The organism is Sphingomonas sp. HDW15A, from assembly GCF_011301715.1.
In the GTDB taxonomy this organism is placed as follows: domain Bacteria; phylum Pseudomonadota; class Alphaproteobacteria; order Sphingomonadales; family Sphingomonadaceae; genus Sphingomicrobium.
The window spans coordinates 1,520,229-1,537,037 of sequence record NZ_CP049870.1; the positions used below are offsets into that span (position 1 = coordinate 1,520,229).

19 protein-coding genes are annotated in these 16,809 nt (G+C 62.6%); 11 read left to right on the top strand and 8 right to left on the bottom strand.

Going from position 1 to position 16,809, the window contains the following annotated elements:
* Positions 1-37 precede the first annotated feature (37 nt).
* The gene (locus G7076_RS07900) at positions 38-268 is read right to left on the bottom strand and encodes a hypothetical protein (RefSeq protein ID WP_166199296.1); all 231 of its coding nucleotides are present in this window, start codon (positions 266-268) and stop codon (positions 38-40) included.
* 159 nt (positions 269-427) lie between these two features.
* On the opposite strand from G7076_RS07900, the gene G7076_RS07905 reads away from it, so the two are divergent.
* The gene (locus G7076_RS07905) at positions 428-1,447 is read left to right on the top strand and encodes a histidine kinase (protein ID WP_240913914.1); all 1,020 of its coding nucleotides are present in this window, start codon (positions 428-430) and stop codon (positions 1,445-1,447) included.
* 174 nt (positions 1,448-1,621) lie between these two features.
* Positions 1,622-2,374 (top strand): LytTR family DNA-binding domain-containing protein, encoded by a 753-nt coding sequence (locus G7076_RS07910; RefSeq protein ID WP_166201838.1) that lies wholly within the window; start codon positions 1,622-1,624, stop codon positions 2,372-2,374.
* 33 nt (positions 2,375-2,407) lie between these two features.
* On the opposite strand, the gene G7076_RS12700 is transcribed toward G7076_RS07910, so the two are convergent.
* Both G7076_RS12700 and G7076_RS07915 read right to left on the bottom strand, forming a co-directional pair.
* Positions 2,408-2,542 (bottom strand): hypothetical protein, encoded by a 135-nt coding sequence (locus G7076_RS12700; RefSeq protein ID WP_277343917.1) that lies wholly within the window; start codon positions 2,540-2,542, stop codon positions 2,408-2,410.
* Positions 2,543-2,757: 215 nt separating this feature from the next.
* Positions 2,758-4,044: a cation:dicarboxylase symporter family transporter gene (locus tag G7076_RS07915; protein ID WP_240913748.1), complete on the bottom strand. Its 1,287-nt coding sequence runs from the start codon at positions 4,042-4,044 to the stop codon at positions 2,758-2,760.
* A gap of 59 nt (positions 4,045-4,103) precedes the next feature.
* Here G7076_RS07915 and G7076_RS07920 point away from each other — a divergent pair, with 59 nt between their 5' ends.
* The 5 genes from G7076_RS07920 to G7076_RS07940 all read left to right on the top strand — a co-directional run bounded on the left by G7076_RS07920 (position 4,104) and on the right by G7076_RS07940 (position 8,897).
* Complete coding sequence (locus G7076_RS07920) at positions 4,104-4,499, top strand: cupredoxin domain-containing protein (protein WP_240913749.1); 396 nt, start codon at positions 4,104-4,106, stop codon at positions 4,497-4,499.
* 120 nt (positions 4,500-4,619) lie between these two features.
* Positions 4,620-5,045: a DUF3597 domain-containing protein gene (locus G7076_RS07925; protein ID WP_166201842.1), complete on the top strand. Its 426-nt coding sequence runs from the start codon at positions 4,620-4,622 to the stop codon at positions 5,043-5,045.
* Between the two features lie 752 nt (positions 5,046-5,797).
* Positions 5,798-6,250, top strand: coding sequence for a PA2169 family four-helix-bundle protein (locus G7076_RS07930; protein ID WP_166201844.1), 453 nt, complete (start codon positions 5,798-5,800; stop codon positions 6,248-6,250).
* An 86-nt stretch (positions 6,251-6,336) separates the two neighbouring features.
* Positions 6,337-8,625 (top strand): UvrD-helicase domain-containing protein, encoded by a 2,289-nt coding sequence (locus G7076_RS07935; protein ID WP_240913750.1) that lies wholly within the window; start codon positions 6,337-6,339, stop codon positions 8,623-8,625.
* Between the two features lie 50 nt (positions 8,626-8,675).
* Positions 8,676-8,897 carry a hypothetical protein gene (locus G7076_RS07940; protein WP_166201846.1) on the top strand — a complete coding sequence of 74 codons (222 nt, stop codon included), beginning with the start codon at positions 8,676-8,678 and terminating at the stop codon, positions 8,895-8,897.
* A gap of 6 nt (positions 8,898-8,903) precedes the next feature.
* Here G7076_RS07940 and G7076_RS07945 read toward each other — a convergent pair whose 3' ends face one another.
* Genes G7076_RS07945 through G7076_RS07955 form a run of 3 tightly spaced genes read right to left on the bottom strand, consistent with a single transcriptional unit; the run spans position 8,904 to position 11,796 of the window.
* Positions 8,904-9,539: an MliC family protein gene (locus G7076_RS07945; protein ID WP_166201847.1), complete on the bottom strand. Its 636-nt coding sequence runs from the start codon at positions 9,537-9,539 to the stop codon at positions 8,904-8,906.
* 53 nt (positions 9,540-9,592) lie between these two features.
* Entirely contained in the window at positions 9,593-10,447 is an 855-nt protein-coding gene (locus tag G7076_RS07950; protein WP_166201849.1) for an SDR family oxidoreductase, read from the bottom strand.
* 50 nt (positions 10,448-10,497) lie between these two features.
* A complete protein-coding gene (locus G7076_RS07955) occupies positions 10,498-11,796 on the bottom strand; it encodes a serine hydrolase domain-containing protein (RefSeq protein ID WP_166201851.1) in 1,299 nt (432 codons plus the stop codon).
* 152 nt (positions 11,797-11,948) lie between these two features.
* Between G7076_RS07955 and G7076_RS07960 the strand changes: the two genes are divergently transcribed.
* From G7076_RS07960 to G7076_RS07975, 4 genes are read left to right on the top strand one after another with little or no spacing between them, the layout of a single operon-like run.
* Positions 11,949-12,242, top strand: coding sequence for a hypothetical protein (locus G7076_RS07960; RefSeq protein ID WP_166201853.1), 294 nt, complete (start codon positions 11,949-11,951; stop codon positions 12,240-12,242).
* Complete coding sequence (pyrF, locus tag G7076_RS07965) at positions 12,239-12,934, top strand: orotidine-5'-phosphate decarboxylase (protein ID WP_166201855.1); 696 nt, start codon at positions 12,239-12,241, stop codon at positions 12,932-12,934. The genes G7076_RS07960 and pyrF overlap by 4 nt, the downstream gene beginning before the upstream one ends.
* A 38-nt stretch (positions 12,935-12,972) precedes the next feature.
* Entirely contained in the window at positions 12,973-13,839 is an 867-nt protein-coding gene (gene accD / locus G7076_RS07970) for an acetyl-CoA carboxylase, carboxyltransferase subunit beta (RefSeq protein ID WP_166201857.1), read from the top strand.
* Positions 13,839-15,059, top strand: coding sequence for a folylpolyglutamate synthase/dihydrofolate synthase family protein (locus G7076_RS07975; protein ID WP_166201859.1), 1,221 nt, complete (start codon positions 13,839-13,841; stop codon positions 15,057-15,059). The genes accD and G7076_RS07975 overlap by 1 nt, the downstream gene beginning before the upstream one ends.
* Here the strand turns inward: G7076_RS07975 and G7076_RS12795 are convergent.
* Both G7076_RS12795 and G7076_RS07980 read right to left on the bottom strand, forming a co-directional pair.
* Entirely contained in the window at positions 15,056-15,547 is a 492-nt protein-coding gene (locus tag G7076_RS12795; RefSeq protein WP_346774085.1) for a hypothetical protein, read from the bottom strand. The two genes, G7076_RS07975 and G7076_RS12795, sit on opposite strands and share 4 nt — an antisense overlap.
* Positions 15,532-16,794 carry an MFS transporter gene (locus G7076_RS07980; RefSeq protein ID WP_346774086.1) on the bottom strand — a complete coding sequence of 421 codons (1,263 nt, stop codon included), beginning with the start codon at positions 16,792-16,794 and terminating at the stop codon, positions 15,532-15,534. The genes G7076_RS12795 and G7076_RS07980 overlap by 16 nt, the downstream gene beginning before the upstream one ends.
* Positions 16,795-16,809 lie beyond the last annotated feature (15 nt).

The following is a 16,809-nucleotide window of genomic DNA, read 5'->3' on the forward strand; positions in this document are numbered from 1 at the left end:
CAACTGAGTTGTATCGGACCGGTTGTCTTGAATCGCCTTATTCGGGGAATCCGGAGCTCGGCGCCGGCTCATTGCCGCCGGGCTGCGTAGCGGAGCTGGGATCGGACGCATCCATGGACTCGTCGGAACCGACATCCGCCTTCAAATCAGGATCTTGTGGGTCCTTCTTCAGCTTCAACTCGAGTTCCCGATCGGGATCGGCCGACAGCGTGGGATCCGCAGCCTTGTCCCGAATGTCATCATCGTTGGCAGGCCCTTGTTCGTTCATCGCGCTTGGTCCTCGTATGTTCGTGTCAAGCCAAACGAAGTGTCGCGAAGGGCGTTCCTCCATTTTTCTGTGGATTGTTCGACCGGAGGGCCCAACCTTTCTGCCAAGAGCGGCTAGGCCGATTGCCTTCTCTCGAGTGAGGGCGATATCGTGACGGCGATGGTAGAAGCTGCCGCAACACGTCCGCACCGTTTCGAAGACTGGCGCCTGGCGCTGCGATCGATCATCGGCTTTTGGGCCCTGTACATGGCGACGGTAGTGGTCCGGGCTCTGCTCGGTCACGATCCGGGCACGGTCCTGCTCAACAAGTCGACGACGATCGGCGTAGGCCTCCTCCTCACCGTTCTCATCTATATCGCGATGAACCTGTTCGCGTTCCGCGGCACCTGGCGCCGCCGGGCGATCATTGCGGTATCCGCATCCTTCCTGGCGGCCTGTGCCTTGTCCGGAATTCTCATCGCGCTCGACCGCTATCAGGAGAAACCGACCGACGAGATCCATTACGTTACGGCCGACGGCTACGAGGTGACGGAATTCGGCGACCGCATGCGGATCGACCGGCCCGGAGAAGATCCCCTCGTCCTCAACTGGCCGAAAATCGACAAGCTGGAGCCTTGGGTCCAGTTCCGCTTCGCCGCCGACAATGCCGTCATCTGGTTCTTCTTCTTCGCGGCCTGGTCCGCTTTCTATCTCGCATTGGTCGCCCAGGCGCGGACTCATCAGTTGAGGCAGCGTGCGGCAATTGCGGAAGCCGCCGCGCAGCAGGCGCAGATCCGCGCGCTCCGCTATCAGGTTAATCCGCATTTCCTGTTCAACACGCTCAACAGCCTCTCGTCGCTGATCATGTCCAAGCGGAACGAGCGCGCCGAAGAGATGCTGATGGCGATTTCGACGTTCTTCCGCACCAGCCTGTCGCTCGATCCCAATGCGGAGGTGACGCTGGCTGAGGAAATTGAGCTTCAGCGACTCTATCTCGACATTGAGAAGGTGCGGTTTCCGACCCGGCTGAACGTCGAGATCGACGTCCCGGATTCGCTCCAGAAGGCCAAGCTTCCGGCACTCATCCTCCAGCCACTGGTCGAGAACGCGATCAAGTACGGCGTCTCCCGGTCAAAGGAGACCGTCACAGTCAGAATCCTCGCCGAGCGTACTTCGGAGGGGAGCTTTCGCTCACTGTAACAAATACCGGCAAGGTCGACGAAGTGCCGAGTTCCGATCACGGAACGGGGGTAGGACTCAAGAATGTCGAACAGCGGCTAAGTGCCCGCTACGGTTCCGCGGCAAGATCGCGCTTTGGTCCTCGGGCCGAAGGCGGTTATGAGGTCCATCTGGTCCTGCCGTTGGAAATCGAGAATGGGTGAATCGACGCTCAAGGTTTTAATTGCAGACGACGAACCGCTGGCAGCTGAAAGGCTCCAGCTTTTGCTCGCCCGCATTGGTGGAATCGACCTGGTCGGAACGGCCAGCGATGGCGAGGCGGCCGTCCGAATGGCGTCGGCGCTGACGCCCGATCTCGTCCTGCTGGATATCGCAATGCCGGGCCTAGACGGTATCGAGGTGGCGCGCGCGCTTGCCACGACCCAGCCTTCGCCAGTCGTGATTTTTGTAACAGCCTTCGATCAGTTCGCGGTCGCGGCGTTCGACGTCGCAGCGGTCGATTACCTGATGAAGCCGATCGAGCCTACGAGGCTCGCCGAGGCGCTGGAACGGGCGCGGATACATCTTCGTCATCGAACGGCCGAGGGCGGGGGAGAGCGGCCTTCCGAGCCATCGGCGCATCTTGAGGAATTCTGGGCTTCGGATCGCACTGGGCTGGTGAGGATCGCTGCCAGCGATGTCGACCGTATTTCGGCGGAACGCGACTACATGCGCCTGCACGTCGGCCCGCGGAGTTGGCTGATTCATCATTCCATGGCCTCGCTTGAGGACCAGCTCGATCCGAACCTGTTCGTCCGGCTTCACCGCTCAGCCATTGTCCGGCGCGATTTCATCAGGGGATTTTCGCGAAACCCGTCGGGGCGCTGGGTCGCACTTCTCGCCGACCAGAGCGAGCAGGCGGTCGGCCGCTTGTATAGCGACAGGGTGAAAGCAATTGCCGGCCGCTAGTCTGGGGGAAGATCTAACGGCCGGCTTGCCGGTTCATGCGCGATTGAGATCGCCAGCGCCGGCATATGCGACGGTAACCTCGGGGATCGGCTGAGCCCCGCTTACAGTCGGTACAGTCAGGGCCGCCGAGGTCAGGACGGCGGCCAGTGCGATGATCAGTTTCATCATCCGTCTCCTGGACTAAGTGCCGACGTCCGGGGCCTCCCATTCGGGAGCGTGGGGTGGGCTTGGAAGGCCCTCGCGTCGCCTTTTCGATCTAGGCGCGATGGTGAACCGCATTCATCGGCCATCGACGAACGGCAGGCCGGCATCGGCGATCATTACGGACATGCGACGAACGTCGGTCGAGGAGCCACGAATCGACGAACGGTGGTCAGCCGTGGTTAATCGGGAGACGGCGTTTTTCGGGCGACCGCGCCGGTAACGGCAACATCCATGGTAACGTTTCCAAGCGTCCGGACGATGTCCGGGAAGGTTTCCACCGCGATCAGGATCGCCAGCGGCTCGACCGGCAAACCCATCGCCAGCGCGATCGGGGCGATGGAGGTGACGAAACTAAGCTGGCCAGGCAGGCTGACCGCCCAGTAGCTGGCGATGGACGCCATCGCTATGCCTGCAAAAAGCTGCCACGGGGCAAGTTCAATCCCCAGCCAATAGGACACGTAAACCGCCACTGCGACGTTCATCGCCGGTCCCGTGGCACGGAACAAAGCGACGGCCAATGGCAAGGTGACATCGCTATTCTCTTCGCGAACGCCAAGGCCGCGCGCGGCGCCGACCATCGCCGGAAGCGACGCGAGGCTTGACTGGGTGGAGATCGCCACCGCCTGCGGAGGGATCATAGCCCGGGCGAAGTCCCGCAGGCTCCAGCGGGCAAAGAACAGCGCGATCAGGTAGCCTGCGGCGGTCACGCCGAGGCCAACCAGCATGACGAGCAGCACATAGTGGATCACGGCTCCGAAGGCCGAGGCGCCCGCCCCCGCTCCTAGCGCGAATGCGAGGCCGAACACGCCGACCGGTGCGATCCAGAGAACCCAGCCGATCATCACCAGCATCGTCTGCTCGACGGCCTGGAAGAAATCGACGAGATTTGCCCGGCGCGGAATATCGATCTTGGTTATCGCGAGTGCGAACGCGGCGGTGAATAACGTAAGCGGCAGGATCTGGTCGTTCACCGCTGCCGCGAAGATGTTCGAAGGCACGACCGATCGGACGAAGTCGATCGGTGTCGGTACCGAGGAAGCAGCGGCAGCCTTGTCGACCCCGGCAAGGCCCGCGCGCAACGCTTCGGCCGCTTGCTCGGGCAAGGGGAACAGCCCGAGCAGCAAGGGCATCATCAATCCGCCGAACGCGGCCGACCCCGTGAGCACGACGACGAACCACAGGATCGAGTTTCCCGCGACGCGGCTCCCCGCGGCCGCCTTTGCTCCGCCGACGATCCCGCTGATCAGCAATGCAACGATGAGCGGAATGACCGTCACTTTCAGGGCATCGAGCCAGATGCCGCCAAGCGCGCTGGCCCAACGGATCGCGGGATCGCGCCAGCCGTCGCCAAGCGCGGATGCACCGACGCCGGCCGCAATGCCGAGCGCCAATGCCGTGAGAATCAACCAGCCGTTACTCGACGCCATCCCGCTCGGACGGCCTGCCTTGCTTGCATGTTCGCTCATTGGGCGAGGCTAGCTTCCCGCGCTTGCAACCGCCAGCCTGCGCTTTACGTTGTGCTCTCGTGACATTCGCGACCATCAGATTGGGTAGTTTGGCCGTTGCGTCAGCGGCTCTTTTCCTGGCTGCTGGCCCTGCGGTTCCGGCCACATCGGCCACGCGCGTGTCAGTTATCCTGACCAGTCACCGCTTCACCCCATCGCCAATTCATCTTTCGGGCGGCGTTCCCGTCCGGCTGACCATCGCCAACCAGTCCGGCGAGACGCACGATTTTTACGCTCCGGAATTCTTCTACTGGTCGAAAGTCCAGCGCGGCAAGGTGCCGGGCGGCAAGCTTCGCTTGCGATCTGGCGAGCGGGCAATCGTCACCCTGACTCCGCGCCGCGGAAGCTACAAGCTGAAGTGCACGCGCTTTGGCCATGCCTTTCTCGGCATGTCGACGATGATCATCGTGCACTAAGCCCAGTTCCGCCGGAACTCACTGAGTCGCGCCCGCATGGCGGAACTGGTCCCACGCCCCGATGTTTCAGACCTTGCCGCGTGACGTCTTGTCGCGCCTGTAAACAGGAGAAGATGGGCCATGAGTTTCTGGGACAAGATTCGCGACAAGATTCTGCCGCCGAGCAGCGACAAGAACGAGACCACGATCGACGACCTTCGCGACAAGGGAATGCTCGATGGCCCGAACACCCGGACCGGCACGGCAACCACCCCGCAAATGCAGGCTCAGCCGCAGTCAAACGCCACGGTGGACGTTGAGCAGGTGCTCGAGGCGAAGCTTTCCAAGAAGGGCAACCCGGACCTCAATTGGCGGACGTCGATCGTCGATTTGATGAAGCTGCTCGACATCGATTTCAATCTCGACAATCGCAACGAGCTCGCGGAAGAGCTTGGTTACACCGGTGCACGCGACGGAAGTGCGGAAATGAACATTTGGCTCCATAAGGAAGTTATGCGCCGCCTTGCCGCGAACGGCGGGACCGTCCCCGCCAATCTCACCGACTGAGAATTGGGCGCATACAGTAAGAGGGCCGGCGTTTCCGCCAGCCCTCTCCTGCGCCGAGACATGGATTTGCCGGTGTTCGTCAGCTTGGCGACCCGAAGGTTTCCTGCTCCTCGATCCTTGCGCACCAGCTCAGGTTCGCTTCCCCCCAAGGTGGCTCCCGAAGGTGCCTCGCTCGCCTTCCACTTTCTCGTCCCGAAGGACGTGTCCGCTTCCGGTCCACTTCGCTTCTCAGCCCGAAGGCTTCGACGCGCCCTGGTGTTCTGCGGCCTTCTTGGGTCAATCCCCTCCTGCGCGGCCTGATTCCCTGGGGGGAAACCGCCCTCGCAAAAGCCGGGACCAACTCTTCCGGCGCCTCTGACCGGCTGGTCCGGAGCGACCCTTTGATGGTCCGCCGCGTCATCGCTCCGAAGAGCAGTTCAGCTTCGAACCGGGGCCTTCCATCGCCTGCCGGCGGAGATCGGTCCTTCTGTCCTCTCCTCACCTTCCTGCCGTTGCCGGCCATCCGGGGAGGCGGGGACTTCCGTCCCGATCACGAATTGAACCTGACTCGCTTTTCCGAGTCGCGCAAAGCCAAAAATGCAGCGCCGAGCCTGTGGATAACGGGGATATGGAGAATAACTGACGATTTGCGGGGCGGGAGTCCCCCATCACAGCCGAGTCGCGGGCCCAAATAAAGATTTTGTTGCGGCGCACAAGGCACCTTCCGGACGATCCACGCGTTGAGCGGACATCCACCATAAGGAGTAACCTTCATGATCGGTCAATCGGACGATCTCGCTACGCTCAAGACCCTCACCTCGACGCTGAACGACAGCGTCAATGGCTATCGCGAGGCCGCGAAAGACGTTCACTCGAACGAATTCCGCGAGATGTTCACGCAATTTGCCGACGACCGCTCGCGTTGCTCCGCCGATCTCCAGGCCGAGGTCCGCCGCCTGGGCGGGGAGCCGGATAATGACGGGTCGACGTTGGGCGGACTTCACCAGACTTGGCTGGATCTCAAGGCCGCGGTTACTGGCCGCGATGACAAGGCGATCCTCAATGAGGTCGAGCGCGGCGAAGACTATCTCAAGGAGAAGTTCGAGACCGCGCTGAACGGCGACCATCTTACCGGTGAAAGCCGGACGGCTGTCGAACGCGCCTACCAATCGGTTCGCGCGGGCCACGACCGCATGAGCGCACTCAAGCACGGCCTCGAAGCCTAAACAGCGATCGGGCCGGCCGATTACTGCACAGGTCGCCGGTCGGCCCGCCATTGCTGTTCTTGGGCACGTTCCCTAGATGTTCGCCTGTGCCCGAATCCCCTGCCCTAGAACCTGAACCCGCCTACCTGCAGGGCCTTAACCCCCCTCAGCGCGAAGCAGTGTTAATGACTGACGGCCCGGTTCTGATGCTGGCCGGCGCCGGTACCGGCAAGACCGCGGCGCTGACCGCGCGCCTCGCCCATCTCATCGCCACGCGGCTCGCCTGGCCCAGCCAGATCCTCGCCGTCACGTTCACCAACAAGGCCGCCCGCGAAATGAAGGAGCGCGTCTCCGCGATCAGCGGCGGCGCCATCGAGGGCATGCCCTGGCTAGGCACCTTCCATTCCGTAGCCGCGCGGATGCTCCGCACTCATGCCGAGCTCGTCGGCCTGCAGTCCAATTTCACCATTCTCGACACGGACGACCAGCTTCGTCTTCTCAAACAGCTGATCGTCGTCGCCAACCTCGACGAGAAGCGCTGGCCGGCGCGCCAGCTCGCCGGAGTGATCGACCGGTGGAAGAATCGCGGCTGGACTCCGAAGCAGATTGACGCGGCAGAGTCGGAAAGTTTCGCCAACGGCCGCGGCGCCGAGCTCTATGCTGCCTATCAGGAGCGCTTGCGGACGCTCAACGCCTGCGACTTTGGCGACCTGCTGCTGCACATGCTGACGATCTTCAAGGCGCATCCTGATGTGCTGGAGCAGTATCGGGACCGCTTCCGCTACATCCTCGTCGACGAATATCAGGACACGAACGCCAGCCAGTATGAGTGGCTTCGCCTGCTAGCCGAGCCGCGCCGCAATATCTGCGTTGTCGGCGACGACGACCAGTCGATCTATTCGTGGCGCGGGGCAGAGGTCGCCAACATCCTGCGCTTCGAAAAGGACTTCCCGGGTGCCAAGGTGATCCGTCTCGAGCAGAATTACCGTTCGACCCCGCACATCCTCGGTGCGGCCGGCGGGCTTATCGCCAACAACACTGGCCGGCTCGGCAAGACTCTCTGGACCGATGTGGACGCGGGCGAAAAGGTCAAGGTCATCGGCGTGTGGGACGGACCTGAGGAGGCGCGCCGCGTCGGCGAAGAAATCGAAGCCCACGTCCGCCGGGGCGGGCGGCTCAGCGACTGCGCGATCCTCGTCCGCGCCCAGTTCCAGACCCGCGAGTTCGAAGAGCGTTTCATCGCCATCGGCCTCGCCTACCAGATCGTCGGTGGATTTCGCTTCTACGAGCGCGCGGAAATTCGCGACGCCCTAGCCTATCTTCGCCTGATCGCGCAGCCGGCTGACGACCTCGCCTTCGACAGGATCGTCAACCAACCCAAGCGCGGGCTCGGCGACAAGGCGCTGGCGACGATTCACGATTTTGCGCGGCGCACCGGCCAGTCGTTGCTGCTCGCCGCTGCGCAGATGCTTGACAGCGACGAGTTGCAGTCGCGGGCCCGCAACAGCCTTGCCCGCTTCGTTGCCGATTTCGCGCGGTGGCGGCAAATGGCGGCCGAGCTACCTCACCCGGAGCTTGCCCGCATCATGCTGGATGAGAGCGGTTATACGGCGATGCTTCAGGCCGAGCGCAGCGCGGAATCAGCGGGCCGCCTTGAGAACCTGTCCGAGCTTGCTCGAGCGATGGAGGAATATGATTCGCTGGGCGCCTTCCTCGAACACGTCTCGCTGGTCATGGACAATGACTCGCAGAAGGGCGGCGACAAGGTCACGATCATGACCATCCACGCCGCGAAAGGTCTCGAGTTTCCGCTGGTCTTCCTCGCCGGCTGGGAGGAAGGCGTCTTCCCGTCACAGCGCGCGCTCGATGAGGGCGGACTTGCCAGCCTCGAAGAGGAACGGCGCTTGGCCTATGTCGCCATCACCCGAGCCCGCAGCCTGGCGACAATCCTACATGCCGCCAACCGCCGGATTTACGGCCAATGGACCAGTTCCATTCCCTCGCGGTTCGTCGGCGAGCTTCCCGACGAACATATCGAGTGCGAGACGACCATGACCGGCGGGGAGAGCCTGTGGCGCGCGCAGTGGAGCGAGCAGGGCGATCCATTTGCGCACCTCGCCGCTGCACGATCGGATCGCGCTAGCACGCGCGGCGCTGGCTGGCAGCGCGCGCAGGGACGGTTCACCACCCAGCCCCAGCGCGTTATCGAAGCACGCGCATCGGCGGTCTCGCTCGGCAACAAGGGACGCGACGACCTGAGCGTCGGCATGCGCGTGTTCCATGGCAAGTTCGGCTACGGCACGATCGAGGAGATCGAGGGCAACAAGCTCGAAATCGCCTTCGAAAAGGCTGGACGAAAGCGCGTTCTCGACAGTTTCGTAAGCCTCGAAGGCTAAGTCGCGATTGCGGACGTGAAACGAGTTGGAAGCTCCTGCATTTGCAATTCATGGACCTCAAATTTCTCGGCTATTTCATATCGACGATTAGCGTCCTTCTGCTCGCGGTTGTCGCCTGGCCCGAGTCAAATGACCCGCATTGGCACGCGTGGGTCATCGCACTCGGCTCGCTGACCTCTATTCTCGGAATGGGTGTCCGATGGACCTCCCACCGCCAAAGCAAGAAGGACATCGAACGCGCGTCGAAAGATGTGCCGCCGAAGCACGCCTAGTCGCATCTAGTCGTCGATGCGGCCAAGCTCCTTGCAGGTGATCTCGTCGCCGCCGGCACGCACAAGCAGCGCCTCTTTGCCCTTGCTCCAGAAGGACCAGGGCTGGCCATCGATTCTTCCTTCATATTTGGCGCCGGAAGCCGAAGACACGTGCGGCAAGGTTAGGCGTTGCTCAGCCATCTTCAAATGCACCGCGCCGGGGTCGCTTCGAATAAACAGAGCGGACACGTCTTCCGTCCCGCAACTTAATGTGACGGGTCCCCAGACGATGCCGCCTTGTTTCATTCCCTTCGCTGCAAGATCGGCGATCCGGCCAACATAGTAGTCGAGCAGGCACTGGCGCAGGTCGTCCGACCGGCTGCACTCGTTTCGGCTCGCTACCCACTCCGGGTCTGCCACATACCCCGGCATCTCGCTCATCGCCCGGTCGATCGCGATGAGCTCCCTGTCCGTACAGACGGCCTGCTCCGCCTGACCGGAAGCGCGCTCGCAGTCGATCGTAGTCGGCCCTTCGGGCGCCGCCGCAGCCGCGGTCTCCGCGTTCATCGAGCCGTTGCCGTCGGCATCTGCGGCCGCATCGTGTTCGGCATCGGAACAGGCTGCGATCACCAAGCAGGCAACCAGCGAAACCAACATGCGCATCGGAAACCCTCCCGCAGGGAAAGCGCCTTTATTTGCCGAAAACGGGGAAGCGTCTAGCCGTTGACAATAATTCCGCCATTCGGGTGCAGCACTTGTCCACTCATGTAGCTGGAGTCCTCGCAGGCCAGGAACAGGAAGCAAGGCGCGACCTCGTTCGGCTGACCAGGCCGTCCCATTGGCGTGTCCTTGCCGAACTCGGGTATGTCTTCCTTGGGCTTACCGCCGAACGGATTGAGCGGAGTCCAGATGGGACCGGGGGCAACGGCATTGACCCGGATTCCGTCCTTGATGAGGTTTTCCGACAGCGAGCGCGTGAAGGCCGTGATCGCTCCCTTCGTCGCGCTGTAGTCGAGCAGATCCTTGGAGCCTTTATACATCGTAACCGAGGTGCAGTTGATGATCGCACTGCCCTTCTTCAGATGTGGCCGGACTGCCTGGGTGAGGTAGAACATCGAGTAGATATTCGACTGGAACGTGCGTTTGAGCTGCTCTTCCGTAATGTCGACGATATCTTCGTCCGGGTGCTGCTCGCCGGCGTTATTGACCAGAACGTCGACCCCGCCCAACTCGTCGACGATTTTCTGAACAGCCTGCTCGCAAAAGTCCTTCTCCCCCAGATCGCCGGCGATGGCGAGGGCCCGCGCGCCTTCTTTCTCGCATGCCTCGCGTGTTTTCGCCGCGTCGTCATGCTCGCACAGGTAAAGGATAGCGACATTGGCGCCTTCGCGCGCGAACAGGACGGCGGTCGCCCGGCCGATTCCGCTGTCCGCTCCAGTGATGATCGCTGTCTTGCCTTTCAGACGTCCGCTGCCGCGATAGCGGGGTTCCCAGTCCGGTTTCGGTTTGAGCTTGCTTTCGTGACCGGGAAGCCGGTCTTCGTGAATCATCGGTTCGGCAGTTCCGGCCATCGGGAAATCTCCTTTCCCCGGCCAACGCATGCCAAGCGAGAGCGTTGCGATCAGCCGCGCGTATCGCCGCCGCTATTCACTTCTTCCACGGAGGCGATAGTCCCGACCGGGGCCACGCCGCCCTGGTCGAGCTCCATCCAGTCACGGAAGGGCAGGCCGTACAGCATGTCCATCACCTCGAATTCGAGGCCGCCCGGTTGCGACGTATTGCTGTTCCACAGTGCGACGACACCGCTCCTCAATTGCGGATCGAACAGGATCAATGAGCGGTAGCCGTTAACGCCGCCGCGATGGCCGATGATCCGGTGACCGGCGTAAACATAGCTACGCCAGCCATAGCCATAGTAAGGCTGGTCGAGCCGCTCGCGGAATTTGCGCAGCCGGCCAAGCTCGTTCGGAGTCGCGACCAGCGGCGCATGAATCTGGTCGAGCACCTTCTTGTCGAGCACTTCGGGCATTCCGCCCATCTGGGCGATCATCCACAGCGCCATATCCTTGATGTTGCTGTTGACACCGCCCGCTGCCGGGACGCGATAATAGGCATCGCTGAGCTCGAGCGGCCGGCGCCCGACGGTATGCGGCCTCGCCCAGCTTGGCGAACGTTCCAGGCCCTCGCGCGTGACAGAGGCCGATGTCATCCCCAGCGGACGGAAGAGGCGATTGGCGACGACCTGCTGATACGGCTTTCCGGCGACCCGAGCGATCGCCTCGCTCGACGAATCGAAGGCGATGTTTTGGTAGCTCCAGCATGTGCCGGGCGCGCATAACGAGGCCAGCGAAGCGTACATCTGGCGAATGAGTGACGGACTTTCGCCCGCCTCCAGCTTGTCGTCGTAGGCGTTGCGGTAAAGACCGAGCCTATGGCTGAGTACGTCACCGAGCGTTGCGCGCTGTTCATTGCCTCCGGGCAGTTTCAGCGTCGGGGCATAGCGCGCAATCGGCGCACCAAAGTCGAGCTTGCCTTCTTCGGCCAGCTTAGCGGCCATCGTCCCCGCGACGCCTTTCGAAACCGATGCCCAGCGGAAGACCGTCTGCGGAGTCACTTTTTCGCCCGAATCGGCAAGCGTCTCGCCGTAGCCATTCAGGAACGTGATTCGTCCGCCTTCGACGATTCCGACGGCCAGCCCGACCATCGTCGGCTTCTCCGCCATTCGCCGCAGTCGCTCATCGAGCGCACGATAATCGATCGAGTGGCGATTCGTCGTCGATATGGAAGCGAGTTTGACAAGATCGGGCCTGGCCTGACCCGCAGCCTGCTCGGGAGCGGCTCGCGGTCGCTGTCCGGCCAAAGCGACTGCGGCGACGACCAGCGCGAAGCCGGCGACGCCGATCTGAAACTGACGTTCCAAAAACCTAATCCTCCCCGTGACTTCGGTCTGTCGTTCAATGGGCTGGAACGCACAAGCAACGTCTTGGGCCGCGTGCGATGAAGCGAGTCAAGGCCACGACGAGTTGCGGCGCGCTGGAATTCGCTTTGCCGTCGCCCTAAGGATGTTCGCCAATGAACTTCCTAAAGACCTTGCTCTGGATTCTCATTGCCGCCGGCCTGGCGATTTTCGCAACCGCCAACTGGACGGATGCGACACTCAGCCTTTGGGGCGGCTTGCTTCTTACGATCAAGCTTCCGTTCCTGCTATTCCTCGCCTTTCTCGCCGGCTGGCTGCCGACATGGCTGATCATGCGCGGGAAGCTGTGGCGCCTGAAAAGGCAGGGCGCGGACGGTCATTCCGGCCGACCCGTACCGCCACCGCCGCCGGCCTCGCCCGTCGAGCAGCAGCGTGAGGATGGAATGTGAAGAACCCGGTCTTCGTGGCGATCGACACAACCGATGCCGATCGCGCTCGAACCATCGTCGAACTCGTCGGGCCAAGCGTAGGCGGCATCAAGCTTGGGCTCGAATTTTTCGCGGCGAACGGGCCTGCGGGCGTTGCAGAAGTCGCGGATCTGGGACTGCCGCTTTTTCTGGACCTCAAGCTTCATGACATTCCGAATACCGTCGCCAAGGCGGTGGCTGCGCTGGCGCCGCTCGCACCCGCGGTGCTGACAGTCCATGCCGCTGGCGGTCAGGAAATGCTGAAGGCCGCCAAGGCTGCGGCACCTGAAGGCGCGAAGATCGTCGCTGTGACGGTTCTCACAAGCCTCGACCGCGGCGACCTGGTCGACATCGGCGTCCCGTCATCGCCTGAGAATCAGGTCGTTCGACTGACCGAACTGGCCCGCCGTTCCGGGCTGGATGGGATCGTATGTTCGGGCGCTGAGGTCGCCGCCGCGAAAGACGCTTGGCCAGGCGGTTTCTTTGTCGTGCCCGGGGTTCGGCCCGCCGGATCTGCCGACGCCGACCAGAAGCGGGTGATGACACCACGTGATGCGCTGGGGGCCGGCGCATCGATCCTCGTTGTCGGTCGGCCGATCACTGCGAGCAATGACCCGGCCCGCGCTGCCGCCGACATTGCAGGCACTCTGCAACTGGACAGTGCGGCGCATTAGGCGCTAGTCGCGCGCCGGTTCCTCAGAAAGATCCGTCAATGAGCTGGCTAAGCCGCGTCCGCAACGGCATCCCTTTTCTTCCAAAGCGCCAGACGGCCGATAACCTCTGGCATAAGTGCAAGAAGTGCGAGGCGATGGTCTTCACCAAGGAGTGGGAAGACAATCTGTTCTGCTGCCCGCGCTGCGAACATCATGACCGGATCGGTTCGAAGGCCCGTTTCGAGCAGATGTTCGACAATGGCCGTTACGAGGTCTTGCCCTCACCCGAGGTGCGCGAGGACCCGCTCAAGTTCCGCGATACGAAGCGCTACACGGACCGGATCAAGACGGCACGGACCACGACCGGCGCCCGCGACGCGCTGACCAATGCCAAGGGTCTCATCAATCGCCGCAAGGCCGTGGTCGGGGTCCAGGATTTTGCCTTCATGGGCGGCTCGATGGGAATCGCCGTGGGCGCCGCATTCGTGGCCGGCGTTCGTGTCGCCATTGCCAACAAGTGCCCTTACGTCCTGTTTACCGCCGCGGGCGGCGCGCGAATGCAGGAAGGCATATTGTCGCTGATGCAGATGCCCAAGGCGACCGTTGCCCTTGCCGAGCTTCGCGAAGCCGGCCTTCCCTATATCGTGGTTCTGACCGACCCGACGACCGGCGGGGTGACCGCGTCATACGCCATGCTTGGCGACGTCCAGATCGCCGAGCCGGACGCCTTGATCGGTTTTGCCGGCCAGCGGGTCATCGAGCAGACCATTCGCGAAAAGCTTCCCGAAGGGTTCCAGCGCGCCGAATATTTGCTCGAGCACGGGATGATCGACATGGTCGTGCGCCGTCACGACCTGAAGGACACGGTCGGCAAGCTGATCGAATATCTCACGCCGGCGAAGGGGCGGGGCAAGAAGGCGGCCTGATGGCCGATTTCGCCCGCTCGGCCGATCCCGCCGTCCAGTCGGAACTCGACCGGCTTCATAAACTGTCACCGGGCGCTGACGTGCTCGGGCTCGAACGTATCAGCCGCTTGCTCGATGCTCTCGGCCGTCCGCAGGACCGGTTCCCGCCAGCCTTCCATGTCGCCGGAACTAACGGCAAAGGCTCGACCTGCGCTTTTCTGCGCTCAGGGCTCGAAGCTGCAGGCTACCGGGTTCACGTCTTCACCAGTCCGCATCTCGTTCGCTTCAACGAGCGCATTCGCATTGCCGGCAAGCTCATAAGCGATGACGCCCTCGCTGAGCTTCTCCGCGAAGTGCGCGAGGCCAGTGGCGAAATCGGACCAAGCTTTTTCGAGGCAACTACTGCCACCGCTTTCCTCGCTTTCTCGCGCAATGCCGCCGACGCCTGCATTATCGAAGTCGGATTGGGCGGACGCCTCGACGCCACAAACGTCATTGAAAATCCCTTGGTCTGCGGAATTGCCAGTGTCGGCCGCGATCACGAACAATTTCTTGGAACCGACCTTGCGGGCATCGCGGCGGAGAAAGCAGGCATCGCCAGGCTAGGCGCTCCGCTCGTGTCGCTCGCCCAAGCCGAAGCTGCCGAAGCGGCCATCGTCAATGTCGCGGCTGAAGTTGGCGCCACGCTGCTGCTTGAAGGACGCGATTGGCACTCCGATCCGTCCCTTGTCCCGGCACTTCCCGGCTCATGGCAAGTCAGGAACGCCAACCTCGCCTGGCAGATGCTTCAAGCGCAGCATATGCTTCCCGTCAGTGCCGAACATTTTCGCTCGGGGCTGGCGGCAGCGGCCTGGGCGGCGCGGTTCCAGCGCTTGGCCGATGGCCCGCTGACGAAGGGAATCGAAACCTGGATCGACGGCGCGCATAATCCCGATGCGGCGGAGGCGCTTGCCAGCCTGCTCGCCTGCCGGTCGCCAATGCACCTCGTGCTTGGCATCCTCGCCAACAAGGATGCGAACCGGATCGTCGAGATCCTGGCTCCCGTCGCCGCATCGCTCACTTTCGTTCCTGTGCCCGATCACCCGCATCACGACCCAAAGGCTTTGGAAGCGCGGTTCGGTGGAAGGTTGGCGGCCTCTCTGGAAGATGCGTTGGCCGGTCTTCCCGCCCCGCGCCTCATCGTCGGTTCGCTTTATCTCGCGGGTGAGGCGCTCGCGCGAAATGGCGAGCAGCCCGTCTAGGCAGTATCGCCCTGTTCAGCGCGGACTTGGTCGGCAGCCAGCACATCGCCTCCGGTCTTGCCGTTCCGGTCCCTCATCGCCGTACGGATCCATTCCAGCATGACGAATCCTACGGCGACGAGCCCGATCATGGCTGTCATCCGAAACACCGGCGCATAGCCGATCTGCTCGATCGCCTCACCGATCGCGGCGCGACCAAGTGAACCGACTAGGAAGGTCAGCGACGACAAGAGCGCATATTGCACCGCGCTGAACTCCCGCGAGGTGATCGACGATAGATAAGCGACGAATGCCGCGCCTGCGAGGCCGCCGGCGATATTCTCGCCGGAGATGGCGATCAGCAATCGGACCATCCTGAGGTCATGTCCAAATGCCTCGAGACCGAAGGTGCGCGCGAAAGAGTCAATATAGACGGCGCCCGAGGCAAGATCGGCATAGAGCAGGTTGCTGGCCGCAGCGACGATCGCACCGATTAGTAAGGTCGGCATCCGACCGAGCGTCGCGAACAGGAGGCCGCCGATGGCGATCCCCCCATCGTCATGAACACGCCGAAAATCTTCGACGCGAACGCGACCTCGTCACCACTGTACTTCAGCTCCTCGAGGTAGAAGGGAAAGGCGAAGCTGCCCCAGATATTGTCGGTGATGCGGTAGGAAAGAATTAGCCCCAGGACGATGATCACGCCCCAGCCGATCCGCCGCACCAGCTCGCCCAAGGGAAGGATCAATGCCGAATAGGCGTGATCGGCTGTACGCTCCCCGGCTGATACTGCGGGATCGGCGGATTTGAGCACGTGCTCGCCACGAACCTGCATCCAGTTCAACACGGCGGCCACGATTGCGGGAAGGATTACCGTCGCGGCGACGATCCACGGCCCGTACAGCTTGGTGAAATCCCCTGCCGACGGCGGTTTGCCCGTTGCCGGATCAATATCGCCGCCCAGCATCGTGACCATGAAGCTGGCAATCATCCAGATGGCCCACGCCCAGCCGATGCCGACGATGGCGAGCCCAGCGAGCCGGTATTTCGGTTCCAGCGCTCCGGCGCTTCGAAGCGCGGTCTCTTCAGTCTCCGCGGCCGTCCGCGGCGTGTCGGGCGCGAACATTGTCGCGAACACGGTCAGAGCCATGAAGCCGCCCATGATCCCGTAAACCAACGGCCAGCTGACGCGCTCGGAAAGCACCAGCGCCAGCGCGCCGCCGATGAGAGCCGCGATGCGGTAGCCGAACTGATAAATGGATGAGAGGATTTCGACCGGTGCGCGTTCGTCCGCAACGTCAATCCGCCAGGCGTCGATGACAACGTCCTGAGTCGCCGAGGCGAAGGCGCCAATCACTGCGACCAGTGCGAACCAGCCCAGTTGCAGGCGGGGATCGGACATCGCGAGCGCGAAGAACGTCAGGGTCAGCAGGATCTGGCAAACGAGCAGCCAGCTACGCCTCCTGCCGAGTCCTTCCAGTCCCGGCAGGCGAACCCGGTCGACCAGTGGCGACCACAGAAACTTGAATGCATATGCGAGGCCGATCCACGATAGGACACCGATCGTGGCCAAGTCGATTTTCCACTCGCCGAGCCAGGCGTTCAGCGTGCCGATCAGCAACGTGTAAGGAAGGCCGGCAGCAAAACCGAACACGAGCATGATGCCGGTCTTGCGGTTGCTTAGCGACGCGCGGAGAAGCCCTAGGCCTTTCGGAGGTACTGGCGGCACTCCCTTTGCCGCTGCCGTCGACGCCATAATCCGCTCCCCGAT